This is a genomic window from Pseudomonas sp. AC136, from assembly GCF_979258585.1.
On the sequence record NZ_OZ409865.1, the window covers coordinates 854,968 to 875,528 of the forward strand.

20 protein-coding genes are annotated in these 20,561 nt (G+C 62.2%); 13 read left to right on the forward strand and 7 right to left on the reverse strand.

Annotated features, from left to right (window positions below):
* The first annotated feature begins 77 nt into the window (after window positions 1-77).
* The 6 genes from ACZZZU_RS03725 (at window position 78) to ACZZZU_RS03750 (ending at window position 7,282) form a co-directional block, all read left to right on the forward strand.
* A complete protein-coding gene (locus ACZZZU_RS03725; protein WP_122498479.1) occupies window positions 78-455 on the forward strand; it encodes a MerR family transcriptional regulator in 378 nt (125 codons plus the stop codon).
* A gap of 44 nt (window positions 456-499) precedes the next feature.
* Entirely contained in the window at window positions 500-1,663 is a 1,164-nt protein-coding gene (locus tag ACZZZU_RS03730; protein WP_463549796.1) for an isovaleryl-CoA dehydrogenase, read from the forward strand.
* 113 nt (window positions 1,664-1,776) lie between these two features.
* The gene (locus tag ACZZZU_RS03735) at window positions 1,777-3,384 is read left to right on the forward strand and encodes a carboxyl transferase domain-containing protein (RefSeq protein ID WP_463549797.1); all 1,608 of its coding nucleotides are present in this window, start codon (window positions 1,777-1,779) and stop codon (window positions 3,382-3,384) included.
* A gap of 126 nt (window positions 3,385-3,510) precedes the next feature.
* Window positions 3,511-4,311, forward strand: a complete 801-nt coding sequence (locus ACZZZU_RS03740; RefSeq protein ID WP_122498473.1) for a gamma-carboxygeranoyl-CoA hydratase — start codon at window positions 3,511-3,513, stop codon at window positions 4,309-4,311.
* A complete protein-coding gene (locus ACZZZU_RS03745) occupies window positions 4,308-6,242 on the forward strand; it encodes an acetyl/propionyl/methylcrotonyl-CoA carboxylase subunit alpha (RefSeq protein WP_463549798.1) in 1,935 nt (644 codons plus the stop codon). The genes ACZZZU_RS03740 and ACZZZU_RS03745 overlap by 4 nt, the downstream gene beginning before the upstream one ends.
* 137 nt (window positions 6,243-6,379) lie before the next feature.
* Window positions 6,380-7,282, forward strand: a complete 903-nt coding sequence (locus tag ACZZZU_RS03750; protein ID WP_463549799.1) for a hydroxymethylglutaryl-CoA lyase — start codon at window positions 6,380-6,382, stop codon at window positions 7,280-7,282.
* A gap of 5 nt (window positions 7,283-7,287) precedes the next feature.
* Here ACZZZU_RS03750 and ACZZZU_RS03755 read toward each other — a convergent pair whose 3' ends face one another.
* On the reverse strand, window positions 7,288-8,331 hold the full coding sequence (locus ACZZZU_RS03755) for an ABC transporter substrate-binding protein (protein WP_463549800.1): 1,044 nt from the start codon (window positions 8,329-8,331) through the stop codon (window positions 7,288-7,290).
* 311 nt (window positions 8,332-8,642) lie between these two features.
* Between ACZZZU_RS03755 and ACZZZU_RS03760 the strand changes: the two genes are divergently transcribed.
* Genes ACZZZU_RS03760 through ACZZZU_RS03770 form a run of 3 tightly spaced genes read left to right on the forward strand, consistent with a single transcriptional unit; the run spans window position 8,643 to window position 12,719 of the window.
* Complete coding sequence (locus ACZZZU_RS03760; protein WP_463549801.1) at window positions 8,643-10,235, forward strand: ABC transporter permease; 1,593 nt, start codon at window positions 8,643-8,645, stop codon at window positions 10,233-10,235.
* Entirely contained in the window at window positions 10,232-11,080 is an 849-nt protein-coding gene (locus ACZZZU_RS03765; protein WP_463549802.1) for an ABC transporter ATP-binding protein, read from the forward strand. The genes ACZZZU_RS03760 and ACZZZU_RS03765 overlap by 4 nt, the downstream gene beginning before the upstream one ends.
* A gap of 31 nt (window positions 11,081-11,111) precedes the next feature.
* On the forward strand, window positions 11,112-12,719 hold the full coding sequence (locus ACZZZU_RS03770; RefSeq protein ID WP_463549803.1) for an arylsulfatase: 1,608 nt from the start codon (window positions 11,112-11,114) through the stop codon (window positions 12,717-12,719).
* A gap of 247 nt (window positions 12,720-12,966) precedes the next feature.
* Here ACZZZU_RS03770 and ACZZZU_RS03775 read toward each other — a convergent pair whose 3' ends face one another.
* From ACZZZU_RS03775 to ACZZZU_RS03785, 3 genes are read right to left on the reverse strand one after another with little or no spacing between them, the layout of a single operon-like run.
* Window positions 12,967-14,184 (reverse strand): winged helix-turn-helix domain-containing protein, encoded by a 1,218-nt coding sequence (locus ACZZZU_RS03775; protein ID WP_463549804.1) that lies wholly within the window; start codon window positions 14,182-14,184, stop codon window positions 12,967-12,969.
* Window positions 14,156-14,653 (reverse strand): DUF3291 domain-containing protein, encoded by a 498-nt coding sequence (locus ACZZZU_RS03780; protein ID WP_463549805.1) that lies wholly within the window; start codon window positions 14,651-14,653, stop codon window positions 14,156-14,158. The genes ACZZZU_RS03775 and ACZZZU_RS03780 overlap by 29 nt, the downstream gene beginning before the upstream one ends.
* A gap of 31 nt (window positions 14,654-14,684) precedes the next feature.
* Complete coding sequence (locus tag ACZZZU_RS03785) at window positions 14,685-14,918, reverse strand: DUF1127 domain-containing protein (protein WP_463549806.1); 234 nt, start codon at window positions 14,916-14,918, stop codon at window positions 14,685-14,687.
* Between the two features lie 137 nt (window positions 14,919-15,055).
* Here ACZZZU_RS03785 and ACZZZU_RS03790 point away from each other — a divergent pair, with 137 nt between their 5' ends.
* The 3 genes from ACZZZU_RS03790 to ACZZZU_RS03800 all read left to right on the forward strand — a co-directional run bounded on the left by ACZZZU_RS03790 (window position 15,056) and on the right by ACZZZU_RS03800 (window position 17,026).
* Window positions 15,056-15,910 (forward strand): LysR family transcriptional regulator, encoded by an 855-nt coding sequence (locus ACZZZU_RS03790; protein WP_122498453.1) that lies wholly within the window; start codon window positions 15,056-15,058, stop codon window positions 15,908-15,910.
* Window positions 15,911-16,009: 99 nt separating this feature from the next.
* Window positions 16,010-16,450, forward strand: a complete 441-nt coding sequence (locus ACZZZU_RS03795) for a MarR family winged helix-turn-helix transcriptional regulator (protein ID WP_463549807.1) — start codon at window positions 16,010-16,012, stop codon at window positions 16,448-16,450.
* 147 nt (window positions 16,451-16,597) lie between these two features.
* Window positions 16,598-17,026, forward strand: coding sequence for an organic hydroperoxide resistance protein (locus ACZZZU_RS03800; RefSeq protein WP_463549808.1), 429 nt, complete (start codon window positions 16,598-16,600; stop codon window positions 17,024-17,026).
* 64 nt (window positions 17,027-17,090) lie between these two features.
* Here the strand turns inward: ACZZZU_RS03800 and efp are convergent, their stop codons facing one another.
* The 3 genes from efp to ACZZZU_RS03815 form a co-directional block, all read right to left on the reverse strand.
* Complete coding sequence (efp, locus tag ACZZZU_RS03805; protein WP_122498446.1) at window positions 17,091-17,663, reverse strand: elongation factor P; 573 nt, start codon at window positions 17,661-17,663, stop codon at window positions 17,091-17,093.
* Between the two features lie 46 nt (window positions 17,664-17,709).
* A complete protein-coding gene (gene earP / locus ACZZZU_RS03810) occupies window positions 17,710-18,843 on the reverse strand; it encodes an elongation factor P maturation arginine rhamnosyltransferase EarP (protein ID WP_463552098.1) in 1,134 nt (377 codons plus the stop codon).
* 139 nt (window positions 18,844-18,982) lie between these two features.
* Window positions 18,983-19,192, reverse strand: coding sequence for a hypothetical protein (locus tag ACZZZU_RS03815; RefSeq protein WP_463549809.1), 210 nt, complete (start codon window positions 19,190-19,192; stop codon window positions 18,983-18,985).
* 247 nt (window positions 19,193-19,439) lie between these two features.
* On the opposite strand from ACZZZU_RS03815, the gene ACZZZU_RS03820 reads away from it, so the two are divergent.
* Window positions 19,440-20,561: an HPP family protein gene (locus ACZZZU_RS03820; protein ID WP_122498577.1), complete on the forward strand. Its 1,122-nt coding sequence runs from the start codon at window positions 19,440-19,442 to the stop codon at window positions 20,559-20,561.

Here is a 20,561-nt window from a genome sequence, read left to right on the forward strand (position 1 = left end):
CGGAACACTCGCTTGACGCTGTAGGGAAAGGTGATTTACGTTAACGTAAAGGTAACTTTGCGAGTAAGCATTTTCCTATGCCGACCACCTACAGCATTTCCGACCTGGCCCGTGAGCTGGACGTCACCACCCGCACCATTCGTTTCTACGAAGAACAAGGCATGCTCACCCCCGAGCGCCGCGGCCAGGAGCGCATCTACTCGGCGCGCGACAAAGTCACCCTAAAGTTGATTCTGCGCGGCAAGCGCATCGGTTTTTCCCTGGCCGAGTGTCGCGAGCTGATCGAGCTTTACGACCCCACCGGCAACCACAAACAACTCGAAACCTTCATGCGCAAGATCGCCGAGCGCCGCGAACAGCTGCGTCAGCAATTACTCGACATCGAGCAGATGCAAATGGAGCTGGACACCGCCGAAGAGCGCTGCCTGGCCGCCATGGCGCAAATTCCCGCTTAACCCGTTACTGGCAGCTCAACAACAATAATCACCAGGTGCCCACCATGACTTACCCTTCCCTGAACTTTGCCCTCGGCGAAACCATCGACATGCTGCGCGACCAAGTGCAGGCCTTTGTCGCCGCCGAACTGACGCCACGCGCTGCGGCCATCGACAGCGACAACCTGTTCCCCCACGACATGTGGCGCAAATTCGGTGACATGGGCTTGCTGGGCATTACCGTCAGCGAGGAATACGGCGGCGCCGGCCTCGGTTACCTGGCGCACGTGGTGGCGATTGAAGAAATCAGCCGCGGCTCGGCCTCGGTGGGTTTGTCATACGGCGCGCATTCCAACCTCTGCGTGAACCAGATCAACCGCAACGGCACCGCCGAGCAAAAGGCCAAGTACCTGCCGAAACTGATCAGCGGCGAGCACGTCGGCGCCCTCGCCATGAGCGAGCCCAACGCCGGCTCGGACGTGGTGTCGATGAAACTGCGCGCCGACAAACGCGGCGACTGCTACGTGCTCAATGGCAGCAAAACCTGGATCACCAACGGGCCAGACGCCAACACCTACGTGATCTACGCCAAAACCGATCTGGAAAAAGGCGCCCACGGCATCACCGCGTTTATCGTCGAGCGCGACTGGAAAGGTTTCTCGCGCAGCAACAAATTCGACAAGCTCGGCATGCGCGGCTCCAACACCTGCGAGCTGTTTTTCGATGATGTGGAAGTGCCGGAAGAAAACATTCTCGGCGTGCTCAATGGCGGCGTGAAGGTGTTGATGAGCGGCCTCGACTACGAGCGCGTGGTGCTGTCCGGCGGCCCCGTCGGCATCATGCAAGCCTGCATGGACGTGGTGGTGCCCTACATCCACGACCGCAAACAGTTCGGCCAGGCCATCGGCGAATTCCAGCTGATCCAGGGCAAAGTCGCCGACATGTACACCCAGCTCAACGCCAGCCGCGCCTACCTCTACGCCGTGGCAAACGCCTGCGACCGTGGCGAAACCACGCGCAAAGACGCCGCCGGGGTGATCCTCTACAGCGCCGAGCGCGCCACGCAAATGGCCCTGGATGCCATCCAGATTCTCGGCGGCAACGGCTACATCAACGAATTCCCCACCGGCCGATTACTGCGCGACGCCAAGCTGTACGAGATCGGCGCCGGCACCAGCGAAATTCGGCGGATGTTGATTGGGCGGGAATTGTTTAACGAGACCCGTTGACCACCAGCCCTACATCGACTGTAGGAGCGGCTTTAGCCGCGATGTTGTTGATCTAAAAGCATCGCGGCTAAAGCCGCTCCCACAGGTACCAAACGCATCGCCCGGAGCGCCCCATGGCCATCCTCACCAGCCACATCAACACCCGCAGCCCCGAATTTGCTGCCAATACCGATGCCATGCTCGAGCAGGTCAATCACCTGCGCGCCCTCCTCGCTCAGGTGCAGCTAGGCGGCGGTGCCAAGGCGCAGGAGCGCCACACCTCGCGGGGCAAGTTGCTGCCGCGCGAACGCATTAACCGTCTGCTCGACCCCGGCTCGGCCTTTCTTGAAGTCGGCCAACTGGCGGCCCACGAGGTGTACGGCGAAGACGTGCCGGCCGCTGGGGTGATTGCCGGCATCGGTCGCGTCGAGGGCGTGGAGTGCATGATTTTGGCCAACGACGCCACGGTCAAAGGCGGCAGCTATTACCCGCTCACGGTGAAGAAGCACCTGCGCGCACAAACCATCGCCAAGGAAAACCGCCTGCCCTGCATCTATCTGGTGGATTCGGGCGGCGCCAACCTGCCGCGTCAGGACGAGGTGTTCCCCGACCGCGAACACTTCGGCCGCATCTTCTTCAACCAAGCGAACATGAGCGCACTGGGCATTCCCCAGATCGCCGTGGTGATGGGTTCCTGTACCGCAGGCGGCGCCTACGTGCCGGCGATGTCGGACGAAACCATCATGGTCCGCAACCAGGCCACCATCTTTCTCGCCGGGCCGCCGCTGGTGCGCGCTGCCACGGGTGAAGTGGTGAGCGCCGAAGACCTCGGTGGCGCCGACGTGCATTGCAAAACATCCGGTGTCGCCGATCACTACGCCGAAGACGACGAACACGCGCTGGCCCTGGCGCGGCGCTGCATCAGCAACCTCAACTGGCGCAAGCACGGCCAATTGAACAGCCGCGCGCCGCAACCGCCGCTGTATGCCAGCGATGAGATTTACGGCGTGATTCCCGCCGACGCCAAGCAACCGTTCGATGTGCGCGAGGTGATTGCCCGCCTGGTCGACGGCTCGGTGTTCGATGAATTCAAAGCCCTGTTCGGCAGCACGCTGGTGTGTGGCTTCGCCCGCCTCAACGGTTACCCGCTGGCGATCATTGCCAACAACGGCATCTTGTTCGCCGAGTCGGCGCAAAAAGGCGCGCACTTTATCGAGCTGGCGTGTCAGCGCGGCATTCCTTTGCTGTTTTTGCAGAACATCACCGGCTTTATGGTCGGGCAGAAATACGAAGCTGGCGGCATCGCCAAGCACGGCGCCAAGCTGGTGACCGCGGTGGCGTGTGCCAAAGTGCCGAAGTTCACGGTGATTATCGGCGGCAGTTTCGGCGCCGGTAATTACGGAATGTGCGGCCGCGCGTATGACCCGCGCTTTCTGTGGATGTGGCCCAATGCGCGCATCGGCGTCATGGGCGGCGAGCAGGCGGCAGGCGTGCTGGCGCAGGTGAAACGCGAGCAAGCCGAACGCAGCGGCCAGCAACTGAGCGCCGAGGAAGAAGCGGCGATCAAGCAGCCGATCCTGGCGCAATACGAACAGCAGGGTCACCCCTATTACTCGAGCGCGCGGCTGTGGGATGACGGCGTGATTGACCCTGCGCAAACCCGCGAGGTGTTGGGCCTGGCACTTTCCGCAAGTCTGAACGCGCCGATAGAGCCCACCCAGTTCGGTGTGTTCCGGATGTAGTTCAGCTGAACGGCGTTTCCTGTAGGAGAGGTTTGAGCCTCGATGCTTTTGATTTCTTCAGCATCCCATCGAGGCTGAAGCCTCTCCCACAAAAAGCCAGCCCAGTTCCACACAGAGATTTGTGCAATGACTGACTTCACCACCATCGAACTCGATATCACCGCCAACGGCATCGCCACCCTGTGGCTGAATCGTGCGGACAAGAACAACGCCTTCAATGCCCAGATGATCCGCGAGCTGGTTCTGGCGTTGGACATCATCAAGGCCGACCGCAGTATTCGCTTCATGCTGCTGCGCGGGCGCGGCAAACACTTTTGCGCCGGCGCCGACCTGGCCTGGATGCAGCAATCATCCAACCTCGACTACAGCGCCAACCTCAACGACGCCCGTGAGTTGGCCGACCTGATGTACAGCCTGCATCAGTTGAAAATCCCCACCGTGGCTGTGGTGCAAGGTGCGGCGTTTGGCGGTGCCATCGGCCTGATCAGTTGCTGCGACATGGCCATCGGCGCGCGCGATGCGCAGTTCAGCCTGTCGGAAGTGCGCATCGGCCTGGCGCCTGCGGTCATCAGCCCGTTCGTGGTGCAAGCCATCGGCGAGCGGGCCGCGCGCCGCTTTGCGCTGACCGCCGAACGCTTCGACGGCCAACGTGCGCAGCAGTTGGGCTTGTTGGCCGAGTGCTACGAACCTGACGAGCTGGAGGCGGAAGTAGAACGCTGGGTCGCCAACCTGCTGCTCAACAGTCCGTTAGCCATGCAGGCCAGCAAGCAATTGCTGCATGAAGTAGGCACTGGCGCGCTGACCCCGGCCCTGCGCCGCTATACCGAAAACGCCATCGCTCGAATCCGCGTCAGCGCCGAAGGTCAGGAAGGCCTGCAAGCCTTTCTGGCCAAGCGCAAACCCGCCTGGCAGGAGCCGCAGTCATGATCAACCGTTTACTCGTCGCCAACCGAGGCGAGATCGCCTGTCGCGTGATGCGCACGGCCAAGGCCATGGGCATGAGCACCGTGGCCGTGCACAGCGACATCGACCGCCGCGCCCGCCATGTGCGCGAGGCCGACAGCGCCGTGAATCTGGGCGGCGCCAAGCCGGCTGAGAGCTACCTGCGCATCGACAAACTGATCGCCGCCGCTCAGGCCAGCGGCGCCCAGGCAATCCACCCCGGTTACGGTTTTCTCTCCGAAAACGCCGGTTTCGCCCGTGCCATCGAAGCGGCTGGGCTGATTTTCCTCGGCCCGCCCGCCTCCGCCATCGATGCCATGGGCAGCAAATCGGCCGCCAAAGCGCTGATGGAAAAAGCCGGCGTGCCCCTGGTGCCCGGCTACCACGGCGAGGCGCAAGACCTCGCCACCTTCCGCGACGCCGCCCAGCGCATCGGCTATCCGGTGCTGCTCAAAGCCACGGCCGGCGGTGGCGGCAAAGGCATGAAAGTGGTCGAGCACGAGGGAGAGTTGGCCGAAGCCTTGGCGTCTGCGCAGCGTGAGGCGCTGTCCTCGTTTGGCAACAGCCAGATGCTGGTGGAAAAATACGTGCTCAAACCTCGGCACGTGGAAATCCAGGTGTTCGCCGACATGCACGGCCACTGCCTATACCTCAACGAACGCGATTGCTCGATTCAGCGCCGCCATCAGAAAGTCGTCGAAGAAGCCCCCGCCCCCGGCCTCAGCCCTGAACAGCGCCGGGCCATGGGCGAGGCGGCCGTTAAAGCGGCCCAGGCCATCGGCTACGTGGGCGCCGGCACGGTGGAGTTTTTGCTGGATGCGCGCGGCGACTTTTTCTTTATGGAAATGAACACGCGCCTGCAAGTGGAGCACCCGGTCACCGAAGCCATCACCGGCCTCGACCTGGTGGCCTGGCAAATTCGCGTGGCGCGCGGCGAAGCGCTGCCGCTAACGCAAGAGCAGGTGCCGTTGATAGGCCATGCCATTGAAGTGCGCCTGTACGCCGAAGACCCCGACAACGACTTCCTGCCCGCCACCGGCACCCTGCAGCTGTACCGCGAATCGGCACCTGGCGCGGGTCGGCGCGTGGACAGCGGTGTGGCGGAAGGCGATGTGGTGTCGCCGTTCTACGACCCGATGCTGGGCAAGTTGATCGCCTGGGGGGAAAACCGCGAGGAAGCGCGCCTGCGTTTGTTGGCCATGCTCGGCGAATTTGCCGTGGGCGGCCTGAAGACCAACCTGGCGTTCTTGCAGCGCATTCTCGCGCACCCCGCCTTCGCCGCCGCCGAGCTGGATACTGGTTTTATTCCGCGCTATCAGCCCGAGCTGCTGCCGCCTCCCGGTGAACGGCCCGAAGCCTTCTGGCAACTGGCCGCCCGCGCCTGGCAACTGACCGCAACGCCTGTGTCGCGTGACGATGATCCGCACAGCCCGTGGGCCGCCAGCACGGGTTGGCGCGCCGGCCTGGCCAGCGAAACCGACCTGCACCTGACCTGCGCTGGCGAGCAACGCGTGGTGCGCCTTCGCGACGCCGACGCGACCATCACGCGCCAAGGCGATCAGCTACGGGTAAACGCCAACGGCGTCACCACCCAGCACCTGGCCATCCGCCAAGGCACGACCTTGTTCCTGCGCTGGAATAACGAGCTGCACGCCGTGCAACAGTTCGACCCCATCGCCGCTGCCCAGGCCAGCCATCAGCAGCACGGCGGGCTGACGGCGCCCATGAACGGCAGTATCGTGCGCGTGCTGGTAGAAGCCGGCCAGACCGTTCAAGCCGGCACGCCGCTGGTGGTACTGGAAGCCATGAAAATGGAACACAGCATCCGCGCCCCGCACGATGGCACCGTCAAAGCGCTGTACTGCGCCGAAGGCGAAATGGTGGCCGAAGGTGCGGTGTTGGTGGAGCTGGAATAAACGCAACTGCTGGTGCTGTTGTAGGAGCGAGCTTGCTCGCGAACCCTGCAACCGCCATTCGCGAGCAAGCTCGCTGCAACACCACTCGCGAGCAAGCTCGCTCGTACAGTAGAACGATGTTGTTTTGGGAGAGTGAAATGGTCTTGCCCACCCACGTCCGCTTGGTCGAAGTCGGCCCGCGCGACGGTTTGCAGAATGAACAACAGGCCATCAGCGTCGAGGCCAAGGTGCGCTTGGTCGATCAGCTGTCGGCCGCTGGCGTGCGCTATATCGAGGTTGGCAGTTTCGTGTCGCCCAAGTGGGTGCCGCAAATGGCCGGCTCCGCCGAGGTGTTTGCCCAGCTCCAGCGCCAGCCCGGCGTCACGTACGGTGCGCTAACGCCCAATCTCAAGGGCCTGGAAGCGGCGATTGAAGCCGGTGTCAGCGAAGTGGCGGTATTCGCGGCGGCCTCGGAAGCGTTCTCGCAAAAGAACATCAACTGTTCGATCAGCGAGAGCCTGGCGCGCTTTGCGCCGGTGATGGCGTTGGCGCAGCAGCACAACATCAGCGTGCGTGGTTATGTGTCGTGCGTGCTCGGCTGCCCATATGAAGGTGAGATTGCGCCGGAGCAAGTGGCCATGGTCGCGCGGGAGCTGTTCGCAATGGGCTGCTACGAAGTGTCGCTGGGCGACACCATCGGCACCGGCACGCCGGCCAGTACCCGACGGCTGTTCGAGGTGGTCGGTCGCGATATCGCCCGCGACAAACTCGCCGGCCATTTCCACGACACGTACGGCCAGGCGCTGGTGAACATCTACGCCAGCCTGCAAGAAGGCATCGCCGTGTTCGACAGCTCCGTCGCCGGCCTCGGCGGCTGCCCGTATGCCAAGGGCGCCACCGGCAACGTCGCCACCGAAGACGTGCTCTACATGCTCAACGGCATGGGCATTAGCACCGGCATCGACATGGCGAAACTGATCGCGGCGGGCCAAGGCATTTGCGAGGTACTGGGCAAGGCCAACGGTTCGCGGGCTGCCAAAGCCTTTCTCGCCAAGCAGTAACCCTGCTACTGCGCAGCCACCGCAGGCTGCGTCGTTGCCACGTCTTTGGCCAGCCACTCGGCGGTGCTGAACGGTTTGCGAATCAGCCGCTGCTCGCCGGCCAGTTTGATCGACGCATCCAGCTTGCCGAGAAACTCGGGGTCCAGTCGGGTCTGGAACAAGTGGCCAAGCTGCTCATCGCCCAGGTCGGTTTGCAGGATCACCGCCGGGTAACCCGCCAGGCGCGAGACCAGCTGGATGTACGCCTCTTTGTTCGCCTCGTCACTCACCCACTGCACGGCGGTTTCCTGCGCTTTCAGCAGGCGTTTGACGATGTCCGGGTGCGCATCGACAAAGGCCCCCGAACCCACCAGTACGCTCTGCACACTGCCGGCGCCGTTAAGGTCTTTGGTGGTCAGCGGAATGTCGACCAGGCCGCGCGCGCGCAGCGCCGTCAGGTTGGAAGCCCCCCAGGTGGCGTCGATTTGCTTGGCCACCAGCGCCGAGGTGGACGCGGTGAAGTCCAGGTTAATGACCTTGATATCTTTCTCCGTCAGGCCCTGGCTCACCAGCGCGGCGTCGAACGACAGTTGCACAGCGGTACCCCGGAAGATGCCCACGCGCTTGCCCTTCAAATCCGCCAGCGACTGAATACCGGAACCCGGTAGCACGCCGAGGTACAGCTTCACGTCGCGGGCCGTGGCGCTCAGCAGCCGGGTGTCGAGGCCGTTGGATTTACCGACGATGGCCGCGAGGTCGCCCAGGTACGCCAGATCGACCTGGCCGTTGGCGAACGCTTCGTTAATAGCGGGGCCGGCGCCCTTGAAGAAATTCCACTGAACCTTGATGCCGTCCGCCGCCAGCGCTTTTTCGAAAAGCTGCTGCTCGCGCACCACGTCGACAATGCCGCCGCCGCTGTGGGTGGCCACGGCGCTGAGGTCAGGCACGGCGATACGAATTTCCGTCAGCGGCTCGGGCGCGCCGTGAGCCACCAGCGGAAACACGCCCAGGAGCCCGGCCAGCAGCGGCGAGGCGAACAGGCTCAAGGCCGAGTTGAAGAAGGTATTCATCGTTGTGGGCTCCCGCCAAACGCCGGCACCGCGCCAGCTAGAGCCGCGAATAAGGCACAGCAGAAACAAAACTTTAAATACTAATAAATTATTTTTTAGTAACCGTTCGACCTAAGCGCTGTCTAGCGCGGGCTCCGCTGCACATGCGGCAAAAGCATAAAAAGTATTCAGCAAAGGCATTTGCTCGCGAGTTGGGCCAGCCCTTAAATGCGGTTCTTAGCTTATAAAAGCGCAGACAACTTAATTTGATATTCCCATGAAGAATATATCTAAGCCTTTCTCCAGCGCCCCAGTGTGGCGGGGTAACTGATATGGCAAGCGCCCGCCCCCTTACGTTGAATCCGCGCACTCGACGCTTCGCCTTCAGCCAAGCCGCTGCGCGCCAAGCGCTGTGGCCTTGGGTGGTGCCGGCCTTGTTGTTGGTGTTCTGGGCGCTGGCCGCGCGCTATGGCTGGATGTCTGCGCAAACCCTGCCGGGGCCGGCTTTGGTCTGGCAAAGCGCTGTGGAACTGGGCCGCGACGATTTGCTCGGTCATTTGTGGATCAGCCTGCAGCGCTTGTTCTGGGGGTTGTCGGTTGGCGTGGCGGTTGGCGCAGTGTTGGGCGCCACGCTGGGCTTCAGCCCACGGGCGGAACGGCTGATATTCCCGACCTTCAGCGCGCTTGCACAGATTCCAACCCTGGCCTGGATTCCGCTGTTCATGCTGCTGTTTGGCATTGGTGAAACCTTGAAGCTGGTGGTGCTGGTCAAGGCCGTGGTGGTGCCGGTGACCATTCACAGCCTGGTCGGCGTGCGCGACGCCCAGCCCAAATTGCGCGAAGCGGCCGCTGTGTTGCGCTTGCCAGCCTACCTGCTGATCTGGCGCTTGGTGCTGCCAGCCGCTTTGCCATCGTTTATGGCAGGGCTGCGCTTGGCGCTGGCCACCGGCTGGTCGTCATTGCTGGCCGTGGAGTTGCTCGCCTCCAGTGAAGGCATCGGCTACCTGATGGTCTGGGGCCGCCAGTTGTTCATGCTCGACGTGGTGTTCGTCTGCATCTTCATCATCGGCATCGTCGGCGTACTGATGGAACGCGGCATCACCCTGCTCGACCGCGCGCTGTTGTTCTGGCCGCACCCGCCCACCGCCGAGTTTCGCCGCCGCCCCGTGGGCAGCGGTTGGCAACGCTGGCAGCCGTGGCTGCTGCCGCTGGGCCTGGTGGCTATTTGGCAGGTGGTGAGTCAATTGCAGTGGGTAGACGCCAACATTCTGGTTAGCCCGTGGCAGGTGCTGCTCAGCACATACGAAGGCTTGGGCGACGGCAGTTCGCTGACCGCCATGGGCCACAGCCTGCTGCGCGCGCTGGCCGGTTTGCTGGTCGGCGGCGGTCTGGGCTTTGTACTGGGCGTGGTGCTGGGCTTGTCGTCGCGCACCGACCGGCTACTGGGCCCGAGTCTTTCTGCGCTGCGCCAGATCGCCATTTTCGCCTGGGTGCCGCTGCTCACCGCCTGGTTCGGTCTGGGGGAATTGGCGAAGTTGGTGTTCGTCGGGCTGGCGGCGTTTTTCCCGCTGCTGGTGGCTACTCAACGGGGCATTCGCAACCTGTCGCCGCAGTTGGGCGAAGCCGCTACGGCGCTGCGCCTGAATCTGTTCCAGCGCTTGCGCCTGCTGATCCTTCCGGGCGCCACGCCGGCGATTTTCGCGGGCCTGCGCCTGGGTCTGATCTACGCCTGGCTGGGCACCATTGGCGCGGAATATTTCATGGCCTCGGGCTACGGCATCGGCACCTTGATGATCGGCGCGCAGCAGCTGTTTCGCATGGATCAGGTAATGGCCGCCATGCTCCTCATCGGCCTCACGGGCGCCGCCCTGAACGCCCTCGGCCAATTTATCGAAGCGCGGGCAACGCGCTGGAGAACCGCATGAGCACACTCGCCTTTCCAACGGCCAAAGCGACCGCCGCGCCGTTGGTGCGCTTTAACCACGTGGCCAAACACTTCGCCGTCGATGGCAGCGAGCTGGAAGCCATTCGTGAATTCAATCTGGAAATCGCGCCCGGTGAATTCGTTGCCATCGTCGGCTCCAGCGGCTGCGGCAAATCCACGCTGCTGCGCCTGCTGGTGGGGCTGGACAGCGACTTTCGCGGGCAGATCGAGGTGGCCGGCAAACCGGTGCAGGGCATCGGCGGCGATCGCGGCATCGTGTTCCAGGAGCACCGCCTGTTTCCGTGGCTGACGGTGGAGCAGAACATCGGCCTGGGCTTGGTTAACGAACACCTGAACCAGGCCGAGCGCTTTCGGCGCGTCAGCGAATTTATTCATCTGGTGGGTTTGCGGGGCTTTGAACGCGCCTACCCGCATCAGCTATCGGGCGGCATGGCGCAGCGGGTGGCGATTGCCCGAGGGTTGGTGGCCAGCCCACAAATTCTGCTGCTCGACGAACCGTTTGGCGCACTCGACGCCCTCACCCGTCAGCACATGCAAGACGAACTGCTGGCCATTCGCCGCCGCGCAACGATCACCACGCTGCTGGTGACTCACGACGTCGAGGAAGCGATTTTTCTCGCCGACCGCGTGGTGGTCATGGAGCCGCGCCCCGGACGAATCAAGCGCGTGGTGGCCATCGACCTGCCGCACCCACGGGCGCGCAGCAGTTTCGAATTCCATCAACTGCGCGAAGAACTGCTGCATGAATTGACCAGCGACGGCGCCTACGTGGCCCCGCCCGTGGTGCGCGTGGAAGACCTGCCGCTGGCCTACATCGCCTACTGATTTCTACCGTTTTAAAAGAGGATGCTGTGCTATGAGTAAACGCCCGAACTTCCTGGTGATCGTCGCCGACGACCTGGGTTTCTCCGACCTCGGCGCCTTTGGTGGCGAGATCGCCACGCCGAACCTCGACGCCCTGGCCACCGCCGGCGTGCGTCTGACCGACTTCCACACCGCGCCCACGTGCTCGCCAACCCGTTCCATGCTGCTCACCGGCACCGACCACCACATCGCCGGCATCGGCGCCATGGCCGAGGCCATCGGCCCGGAGCAACTCGGCCAACCGGGCTACGAAGGCTATTTGAACGAGCGCGTGGTGGCCCTGCCCGAACTGCTGCGTGAAGCCGGCTACCAGACGCTGATGGCCGGTAAATGGCACCTCGGTCTGACTGCTGACCAGGCGCCGCACGCTCGCGGTTTCGAGCGGTCGTTCTCGCTGCTTCCCGGCGCCGCCAACCATTACGGCTACGAACCACCGGAAGACGAAAACACCCCCGGTATCATCAAAGCGACACCCGTGCTGTACATCGAAGACGACCAATTCGTCGACACGCTGCCGGACGACTTCTACTCATCCGACGCCTTTGGCGACAAGCTGCTGCAGTACCTGAAAGAGCGCGACCAGGCACGGCCATTTTTCGCCTACCTGCCCTTCTCCGCTCCGCACTGGCCGCTGCAAGCGCCGGCCGACGTGGTGGCCAATTACAAGGGCCGCTACGATGCCGGGCCGGAGGTATTGCGCCAGGAACGCCTGGCCAAACTCAAGGAATTGGGCTTGGTCGGGCAGGACGTAGAAGCCCACCCTGTGATCGCGCAGAACCAGGAATGGCAGGCGCTCAGCGACGAACAGCGGGCGATCTCTGCGCGCACCATGGAAACCTATGCGGCGATGGTCGAGCGCATGGACTGGAACATCGGACGCGTGGTCGATTACCTGCGCCAACAAGGCGAACTGGACAACACCTTTGTGCTGTTTATGTCCGACAACGGCGCCGAAGGCCTGCTGCTGGAAGCCTTCCCACTGTTCGGCGAAACGCTGCTCACCTACCTCGATACCCACTACGACAACAGCCTGGACAACATCGGCCGCGCCAATTCCTACGTCTGGTACGGCCCACGCTGGGCCCAGGCGGCGACCGCGCCGTCGCGTCTGTACAAAGCCTTCACCACCGAAGGCGGCATTCGCGTGCCGGCGCTGGTGCGCTACCCCGCCTTCCACCGGCAGGGGCAGATCGTTAAGGAATTCAGCACGGTGATGGACATCACTCCCACCATTCTTGACCTCGCAGGGGTTCGGCATCCGGGCAAGCAGTGGCGAGGCCGCGAGGTGGCGGAGCCGCGCGGCAAATCGTGGCTGGGCTACCTGAGCGGCGAGACCGAGCAGATTCACGACCAGAACACCGTCACCGGCTGGGAGTTGTTCGGCATGCGCGCCATTCGCCAAGGCGACCTGAAAGCCGTGTTTATTCCCGGTCCGGTTGGGCCTTCGACTTGGCAGCTGTATGACTTGAGCAGCGACCCGGGTGAGATTCATGACCTGGCTGAGCGTGAGCCCGAGAAGCTGGCCGTGTTGCTGGAACATTGGCATCAGTACGTGGCGGAGACGGGGGTGATATTGAGCAAGTCGCCGTTTCAGGGGTAAGCGCTTAGAGCAAGAGCATCGCGGCTGAAGCCGCTCCCACAAAAGAGCGAAGCCGCGACGCCTGCCAGCTGTTTTTTTGTGGGAGCGGCTTTAGCCGCGATGCGGTGGGCCGGCGAAAGAGCGGTCTGGGGTAAACCCGTCAATCACCGCACCTGGACCCCCGCCTTCGCGGGGGTGACGGAGTACATGCATGGGACTGCGTAATTCCGGGCAGGCCAGGTGCATGGCCGGCTGGGCGGCCGTGCCATTAGGCGCGAAGCGCGCTGCGCAGCCGCTGACTCTCGGCTTTCGCACAACTCACCTCCACCTGCGACAACCCCAACCATTGCGCCATGGCTATTAAATTACGCGCCAAGGCCTGCACGCCCTCCTCATCCAGGCCCACCGTTTCCTCGTGCAGCGCATGCACCAGCAGGCGCCCGCTGCTGCGCTCGGCGCGCAGGTCGACCCGGGCGGCCAGCCGCTCGTTGTGCAGGAATGGCAGCACGTAATAGCCGTACACGCGTTTGGCTTGCGGGGTGTAAATCTCCAGGCGGTAGCGGAAGTCGAAGAGCCGCTCGGTGCGCGCGCGTTCCCAGATAAGCGAATCGAACGGCGACAGCAACGTCGAGGCTTTTACGCTACGGGGGATGCTGAGCGCCGGAAGGCTATAGGCGGTTTTGTCCCAACTCTGCACGGTGACCGCTTGCAACGCGCCGGCTTCGAGCAGCTCGGCCAGCCGCGCCTGGCTGTCTTTGGGGTCGAGGCGAAAGTAGTCGCGCAGGTCTTTTTCGGTGGCCACGCCCAACGCCGCCGCGGCGTGTAGCAGAAGCTGGCGTTGCGCCTCGGCTTCCGGCACGTCGGGGTGATTGAGCCAGGCGTGGGGGACCACGCGCTCGGGCAAGTCGTATAGCCGCTCGAAGCCGCGTCGCCCGGCTACGGTCACTTCGCCAGCGGCGAACAACCATTCCAGCGCCATTTTCTCTGCGCTCCAGTCCCACCAGGGGCCGGCGCGTTCTACCCGGGTCGTCAGCGCACCCGCGCCCGTCGCGCCGCTGTCGCGCACCGTGGCGAGCACCCGCTGCACCACCTGCTGTTGCTCCTTCCCGAATGTCGCCAGGTGTTGGTAGATGCCCCGGCCGTGGGCGGCGCGCTGCATGCGCCAGCGCATCATTGGGTATAACGCGAACGGCATCAGCGAGGCTTCGTGGCCCCAGTACTCAAACAGGGTTCGGCGCTTGCCGCGACCCCATGCAGCCTGCTCGAGCAGGCTGGGCGAATAGTCGCCGAGGCGGGAAAACAACGGCAGGTAATGGGAGCGGACCACGGCGTTCACCGAGTCGATCTGCACCACGCCCAAGCGCTCAATCAACGCGTTGAAACGCGCCGGTTTGACTTCGCTGGCGCGGCTGCGGTCGGCAAAACCTTGGGCGCTCAAGGCCAGGCGGCGGGCCTGGTTAAGGGATAGCGATAGCGGTGTGGACATCGGCTGCACCTGGTTCGGCTTCGGGTGCAGGATACGGCCTGGCGAAGGTGAATACAGTCGCGCTGGGGCCATTTTTTGCCAAAAGCGCCAAGCGCTCTTTGGCCTCCTCGGGCGTTGGCAACTGGCCGACGGGCAGCCACCACAGGGCCAACGACGGCGTGTCGAGTTTCTCCATCCAGCTTTTCTTCGACTTCAGCACGCTGAGGTGGTCGCCGCTGTACACATAGGCCTTCAGCGCCTCGAACGAGGTCCAGACCGAGAGGTTGACGATGAGGCGCGGGTCGTCGAACAGCACAATCGAAGTGGCGTCGCCCTCCTCCGTTTGCAACCGCCAGACAAAACCAGGGCTGCGATCGGCCAGTTGATTGATGGGGTCCAATTGCTCAACAAAGCCCCGCATCAACGGGTCATCGAGCGGGGCTTTGGTGCGGGCAATGTTGACTTGCGCCAGATGGTAGTGCGGGTTCATGCGTTCTTCCTTGGTTGCGGTGGATGTGGGCTCAGCGTTTCAGGGGGTCGTCCCAGAATGGCCGTTCCACTTCCTGCTCGATGTCGGAACGCGACAGGCCCAAGTCTTTGAGCGTAGCGTCCGGCATGCTCGCCAGCAGGCGACGTTGCGCGGCCAACTGGTGCCAGCGTTTCACTTGCAGCCACAGCCGGGCGAACAGGGCTTGGGAACCCTGCCGCGAACGTGGCAAGGCGGCGGCGATGGCGTAACCTTTTTGCGCTTTCATGATCAGCTCTCCTTGTTCAAAGCTCCCCGTGAGGTGTGCGACGAACTGCTGCGCGAAGGGGATGGCGAGAGTGTCCGCCCGGCGCTAAGATCAATCCAACGAATGTTTCTTATGCGACCCATCTCGGGAGTTGATGAATGAGCAGCTATGTCGGCATCGACAGCGAACTGTTACGGACCTTTGTGGCCATCGCCGATCTGGGCGGCTTTACCCGCGCGGCGGAAGCGGTGAACCGCACACAGTCGGCGGTGAGCATGCAGATGAAGCGCCTCGAAGAAGACGTGGTGCAGCGCGCCTTGTTCGAGCGCGATGGGCGCCAGGTGCGGCTGACGGCCGAGGGCCAAGTGCTGCTCGGTTATGCGCGGCGCATTTTGAAATTGCACGGCGAGGTGATGAATACCTTGCGCGAGCCGCACATGGTCGGCTCGGTGCGCATCGGCACGCCGGATGACTACGTGATGCGCTTTCTGCCGGGCATTTTGTCGCGCTTCGCCCAGGCCTATCCGATGGTGCAGGTGGAGGTGCATTGCGAATCGTCGTCACAACTGTTGCAGCGACAGGACCTGGATTTGTCCATCGTCACGCGTATGCCGGGCGATGAAATCGGCCAACTGCTGCGCCAGGAACGGTTCGTCTGGGCCGAGGCCTTGGGCTTCAGTCCGCACGAGCAAACGCCGCTGCCCTTGGCGATGTTCAACAACGATTGCTTCTGCCGCCTGTGGGCGTGCAATGCGCTGGACACCATGGAGCGGCAATACCGCGTGGCGTACACCAGCCCGAGCCTGTCGGCGATCATGGCGGTAGTCAGCGCCGGGTTGGCGGTGACGGCCCAGCTGCAAAGCCTGATTACCCCTGACATGCGCATTCTGGGAAAAGCCGAGAACCTGCCGGAGCTGCCGCTGTGCAGCATTGTGCTGCTGCGCAACACACGCACGCAGTCGCCGGTGACCGAGAGCCTGGCGGAACATATTGTCGAAGGCTTCCGGGTTTAACGCGGCGGTGCCGCCTGGCAGGCACGCTCGCTAAAACGTGGCGCATTAAAGACAAGCGCGCTAACGTTATGCATCCCTTATGTATGTACCGGAGGCACCATGGCCACGCCCGACCAGCTCAAACTCGATAACCAGCTGTGCTTCGCGCTGTACTCCACCTCGCTGGCGATGACCAAGGTGTACAAGCCGCTGCTTCAGGCGCTCAACCTCACCTACCCGCAATATCTGGCCATGCTGGTGTTGTGGGAAGGCGATGGCATTACCGTCGGTGAGTTGAGTCAGCACTTGCTCACCGACCCCGGCTCCGTCACCCCGCTGCTCAAACGCCTGGAAGCGGAAGGTTTGCTCACCCGCACCCGCAGCAGCCAGGACGAACGCGTGGTGCAGTTGCACCTGACCGACAAGGGCCGCGCCTTGCAGGAACAGGCCATGGGCGTTCCCGCGTGCATTTTGAAGGCGACAGCGCAGCAGCCAGCGGAGCTTATGGAGCTTAAAAACGAGTTGGTCACGCTCCGCAACGCCTTGCAAGGCTCGGTCTAGACGCTTATTCCATAAAAACAAAGACCTTAGAACAAATTAGTCCAACTATTTAACTTGCGCGCAAACTAAATAGACACTAACTTTCACTCCACGCACTGCTTAGTGCACAAAACTTTAGCAAACAAACTAGACGACTGGAGAACGACCATGCGAACCATCAAAGCTCTGTACACCGCTACTGCAACCGCCACCGGTGGCCGCGACGGCCGCGCTGTTTCTTCGGACGGCGTGCTCGATGTAAAACTCTCCACCCCTCGCGAACTCGGCGGTCAAGGTGGCGAAGCTACTAACCCGGAACAACTGTTCGCTGCCGGCTACTCGGCTTGCTTCATCGGCGCGCTGAAATTCGTTGCTGGCCAGCAGAAGAAACAACTGCCCGCTGACAGCTCGATCACCGGCAAAGTCGGCATCGGTCAGATCCCCGGCGGCTTTGGTCTGGAAGTGGAACTGAACATCAGCCTGCCAGGCTTTGATCAAGCTGAAGCCCAGGCCCTGGTTGATGCAGCCCACCAGGTTTGCCCGTACTCCAACGCTACTCGCGGCAACATCCAGGTAACCCTGAACGTCGCTGTGTAAAAGCAACAGGCACAAAAAAGCCCGACCTAGGTCGGGCTTTTTCATGTCGGCAATAAAGTCGGATTTAAACCGGAGCTTTAGCGCGCGATTTGTACTCGCCGGTACGGGTGTCGATTTCGATCCAGTCGTCGATTTCGCAGAAGTCAGCCACTTTGACTTCAGTGCCGTTGCTCAGCTTGGCAGGCTTCATCACTTTGCCCGAGGTATCGCCACGAGCCGAACCTTCGGTGTAAGCGATTTGGCGAACGATGGTGGTCGGCAGGTCAACCGAAACCACTTTGCCTTCGAAGAACACGGCTTCGCAGACGTCGGTCATGCCATCAACGATGAACGGCAGAACGCTTTCCAAGTCTTCGGAGTTCAGCTCGTACTGGTTGAACTCTTCGTCCATGAACACGTAGTTCGGTTCGCTGAAGTAGGAGTAAGTCACGGCAACGCGGTCCAGGATGACTGGTTCCATTTTGTCGTCGGCTTTGTAAACGGTTTCAGTGGAAGAACCGGAGAGCAGGTTCTTCAACTTCATTTTAACGATGGCGCTGTTACGACCGGATTTAGTGAATTCGGCCTTTTGGATAAGCCATGGCTGGCCGTCGATCAGGGCCACACTGTTTGGCTTCATTTCTTGTGCGGTTTTCATACGAGTATCCGAATTTGGATGGAGGTACAGAATTCTAGGCCGCGTATCATAGCCAATTTCGGTAAAACAGTACCAGCGCCGATGCAAGATCGGCCTGAGAGGCCCATTTTAGAGCCTTCTGCTCGACATGCCGTTGGATCTCGGAGCGACACTCCGACAGATTGTTCCACGCCTCGGCTAGCGCGCCCTCGCTATTCCATGCCAGCCAAAAATCACGCAACGCTCCCTGCGCGGCTGTCGGCAGCCCCTGCTGGTACAGCGCCAGAAATGCTTGAAGTTTTTCGAGATGGGCGTCGTCTTGCTGTTTGTAGATGTGCCACACCAAGGGCCGCCCCGCCCACAGCGCGCGCACAAACGAGTCCTCGCCCCGCACGGCATTGAAGTCGCAGCACCAGAGCAACCGATCATAGGTTTGCTGCGACATGAACGGCAAAATCTGCACGCGCAAGTTGCCTCGCTCCACCACATCGCCAACCGCTAAGGTCTCTGCGCCGAGCCAGCGCTGGACGTCGCCGAGCACTCGCCCTTCCGGCACCAGTAAATGGCCTAGCTCATTCGACTGGGCCAAAGCGTCGAGCCATTGGCCAAGCATCGGCAGTTCGTACGCGAATAGGGAAATCAGCTGCGTACCAGGCGCTTGAATCACGCCTAACGAGGCGAGAAACCGCTGCCGCGCTGCCGGATCCAGCTGCAACGCGTCGCGCTGGGCAAGCAGGTCGCGTTCGCGCAGCAAGCCGCCGGTTTTCTCGGTAAATCCAGGAAAAAAGAAGAACTTCTTTAGGCCGTTGGATTGCATCGACGGCAAGCCATGGCAGCCCTCGACCCACGCTTCGGCGCTCAGGTATTCCAGGTTCAGCCACAGCGACGGCCGCTCGCGTTCGCTCATTGCCTGGATATAAGCGGCCGGCAGTGTGCAAGCGAAAGCCTCGATCACCACGTCTGCCGCCAGCACGGGCTGCCAGATGGCGGGCCATTGCCGAACCTCAACGCCGTCTTGCCACTGTTGGGCGACAGACGCGTCGCCCTGAGGGCAGATACGCGCGTACGCAGACAAATCGTCGACCCAAAGCCGCACCGCGCAACCGTGCTCGGCGACCAGTTGCCGAGCAAGGCGCCAGGTCACGCCAATGTCGCCGAAGTTATCCACCACGCTGCAGAAAATGTCCCACTTCACGCCGATGCTTCCGATAAAAGACGCGGCAGTTTATCGCGAGAAAAGAAAAGCCCGTCACAAGGACGGGCAAAAGGCGTGGAGCAACGCAGAAATAAAAGAGGCAACCGGGGAGTTGCCAAGGGACGCCGGGGGAGCAGCGTGAAACTCAGGCAGCGAGCGCGTGGGTCGGCTTGCTGCGTAAAAGCGATTCGAAGGTCCAGAGGGTTTTGCTGGCCACCGCCACCTCGAAGGAGCTAAACGGGCCGGAGCGCTGCACGCCATCGACCATCACGTACCAGCAGGCGAGAACGCCGTCGGCGCGCAGCGCGGCCGGAACGGCACTGCCAACCACTGACATGATGTTGATGTTCGTCATAACCACCTCCGCAATTCGGTATGGCGCTACGTTACGGCGCCGCGCCAGCGCGCGGAAATCAGTCGGGTCGATAGTGGCTATGTCTGAAGAGGATGAAGCCGCGTTCCTAAGAGCATTTAGGAAACGGCTATCGGCAGCTCCTTTAGCAGCAACTTAATTGCACTCAACCAACATTATTATTCATTTGTGCCGCCCCCTGCCCCTCGCCACACTCGCCGCCGTCGCCTATACCGAGCTTGTCGCCCCGATGTTCGCCGCCTGGTTAAAAACCTTCCTGCCTTCCGCTACTCCCACCCGCCCCACCGAATGGCTGCGCGCCGCTTATGGCGCTGCCCTGGGCGTTTTAGCCTGTGCGTGGGCGGGCAGTCATTTGTTCGGTACGGAGGTGGCAGCGCATTTGCTCGGCCCCCTCGGCGCCTCGGCGGTGCTGCTGTTTGCCGTGTCGTCGGGCGCGCTGGCGCAGCCGTGGTCGATCGTCGGCAGCTACGCAGTGGCCACCGTAGTGGCGGTCGGCACGCTGCACATGTGTCCGCCCGGAATTGCTGCCGCCGCGCTAGCCGTGGGCGGTACGTTGGTGTGCATGTTTCTGCTGCGCTGTGTGCACCCTCCGGGCGCGGCGCTGACCATTTGCGTGGTGTTCGGTGGGCCGAGCCTGACGGATCTGGGCTGGCACGTGCTTTACCCAACGCTGTTCAATGCCTTGGCATTGCTAGCGTGCGCCCTGCTCTACAACAACCTCACCGGCGTGCGCTATCCCAAGCTGCCCGCGCCGGCGGCCAACGCTCACGCCACGCAAGACCGGCCGCCGCAGGAGCGTATGGGCATCACCAGTGCCGACCTGGACGAAGCGCTGAACGAGCTGGGCGGTTTCGTTGATATTCAGCGCGAAGACCTCAAGCAAATCATTCGCGCCACCGAGAAGAACGCGCTGCGCCGTAGCATGGGCGACATCCGTGCCGAACAGATCATGTCGCGCGATGTGCAAACCGCTACGCCGCAAACCACCCTCAAGCAGGCGTTGGGCCTGCTCAAGCATCACCATTTGAAGACCTTGCCGGTGCTGGACGAACAACGTCATTTAGTCGGTATCGTCAGCCTCATCGACCTCATCAGTCACAGCCGCCGCTCAGGCCGCCGCAATCTCTTGGGCCGCCTCGGTTTAAAGCGGGATGTAGTGCTGGAAGAAGTCATGAGCCACCCGGTAATCGCCGTGCAGCGCAGCACCCATGTGGTGGAGATGATTCCGCTGCTGTCAGATCAGGGTCTGCACTGCCTGCCCGTGCTCGACAAAGGCGAGTTGCTGGGCATCGTCACGCAAACCGACCTGATCGCGGCCTTGCACCGTGACCTGTTGATGCACCTGGGTTAA

Coding starts and splice junctions, on each gene's coding strand:
- ACZZZU_RS03725 (WP_122498479.1), top strand. CDS start 78: ATGCCGACCACCTACAGCATTTCCGACCTGGCCCGTGAGCTGGACGTC.
- ACZZZU_RS03730 (WP_463549796.1), top strand. CDS start 500: ATGACTTACCCTTCCCTGAACTTTGCCCTCGGCGAAACCATCGACATG.
- ACZZZU_RS03735 (WP_463549797.1), top strand. CDS start 1,777: ATGGCCATCCTCACCAGCCACATCAACACCCGCAGCCCCGAATTTGCT.
- ACZZZU_RS03740 (WP_122498473.1), top strand. CDS start 3,511: ATGACTGACTTCACCACCATCGAACTCGATATCACCGCCAACGGCATC.
- ACZZZU_RS03745 (WP_463549798.1), top strand. CDS start 4,308: ATGATCAACCGTTTACTCGTCGCCAACCGAGGCGAGATCGCCTGTCGC.
- ACZZZU_RS03750 (WP_463549799.1), top strand. CDS start 6,380: ATGGTCTTGCCCACCCACGTCCGCTTGGTCGAAGTCGGCCCGCGCGAC.
- ACZZZU_RS03755 (WP_463549800.1), bottom strand. CDS start 8,331: ATGAATACCTTCTTCAACTCGGCCTTGAGCCTGTTCGCCTCGCCGCTG.
- ACZZZU_RS03760 (WP_463549801.1), top strand. CDS start 8,643: ATGGCAAGCGCCCGCCCCCTTACGTTGAATCCGCGCACTCGACGCTTC.
- ACZZZU_RS03765 (WP_463549802.1), top strand. CDS start 10,232: ATGAGCACACTCGCCTTTCCAACGGCCAAAGCGACCGCCGCGCCGTTG.
- ACZZZU_RS03770 (WP_463549803.1), top strand. CDS start 11,112: ATGAGTAAACGCCCGAACTTCCTGGTGATCGTCGCCGACGACCTGGGT.
- ACZZZU_RS03775 (WP_463549804.1), bottom strand. CDS start 14,184: ATGTCCACACCGCTATCGCTATCCCTTAACCAGGCCCGCCGCCTGGCC.
- ACZZZU_RS03780 (WP_463549805.1), bottom strand. CDS start 14,653: ATGAACCCGCACTACCATCTGGCGCAAGTCAACATTGCCCGCACCAAA.
- ACZZZU_RS03785 (WP_463549806.1), bottom strand. CDS start 14,918: ATGAAAGCGCAAAAAGGTTACGCCATCGCCGCCGCCTTGCCACGTTCG.
- ACZZZU_RS03790 (WP_122498453.1), top strand. CDS start 15,056: ATGAGCAGCTATGTCGGCATCGACAGCGAACTGTTACGGACCTTTGTG.
- ACZZZU_RS03795 (WP_463549807.1), top strand. CDS start 16,010: ATGGCCACGCCCGACCAGCTCAAACTCGATAACCAGCTGTGCTTCGCG.
- ACZZZU_RS03800 (WP_463549808.1), top strand. CDS start 16,598: ATGCGAACCATCAAAGCTCTGTACACCGCTACTGCAACCGCCACCGGT.
- efp (WP_122498446.1), bottom strand. CDS start 17,663: ATGAAAACCGCACAAGAAATGAAGCCAAACAGTGTGGCCCTGATCGAC.
- ACZZZU_RS03815 (WP_463549809.1), bottom strand. CDS start 19,192: ATGACGAACATCAACATCATGTCAGTGGTTGGCAGTGCCGTTCCGGCC.
- ACZZZU_RS03820 (WP_122498577.1), top strand. CDS start 19,440: ATGTTCGCCGCCTGGTTAAAAACCTTCCTGCCTTCCGCTACTCCCACC.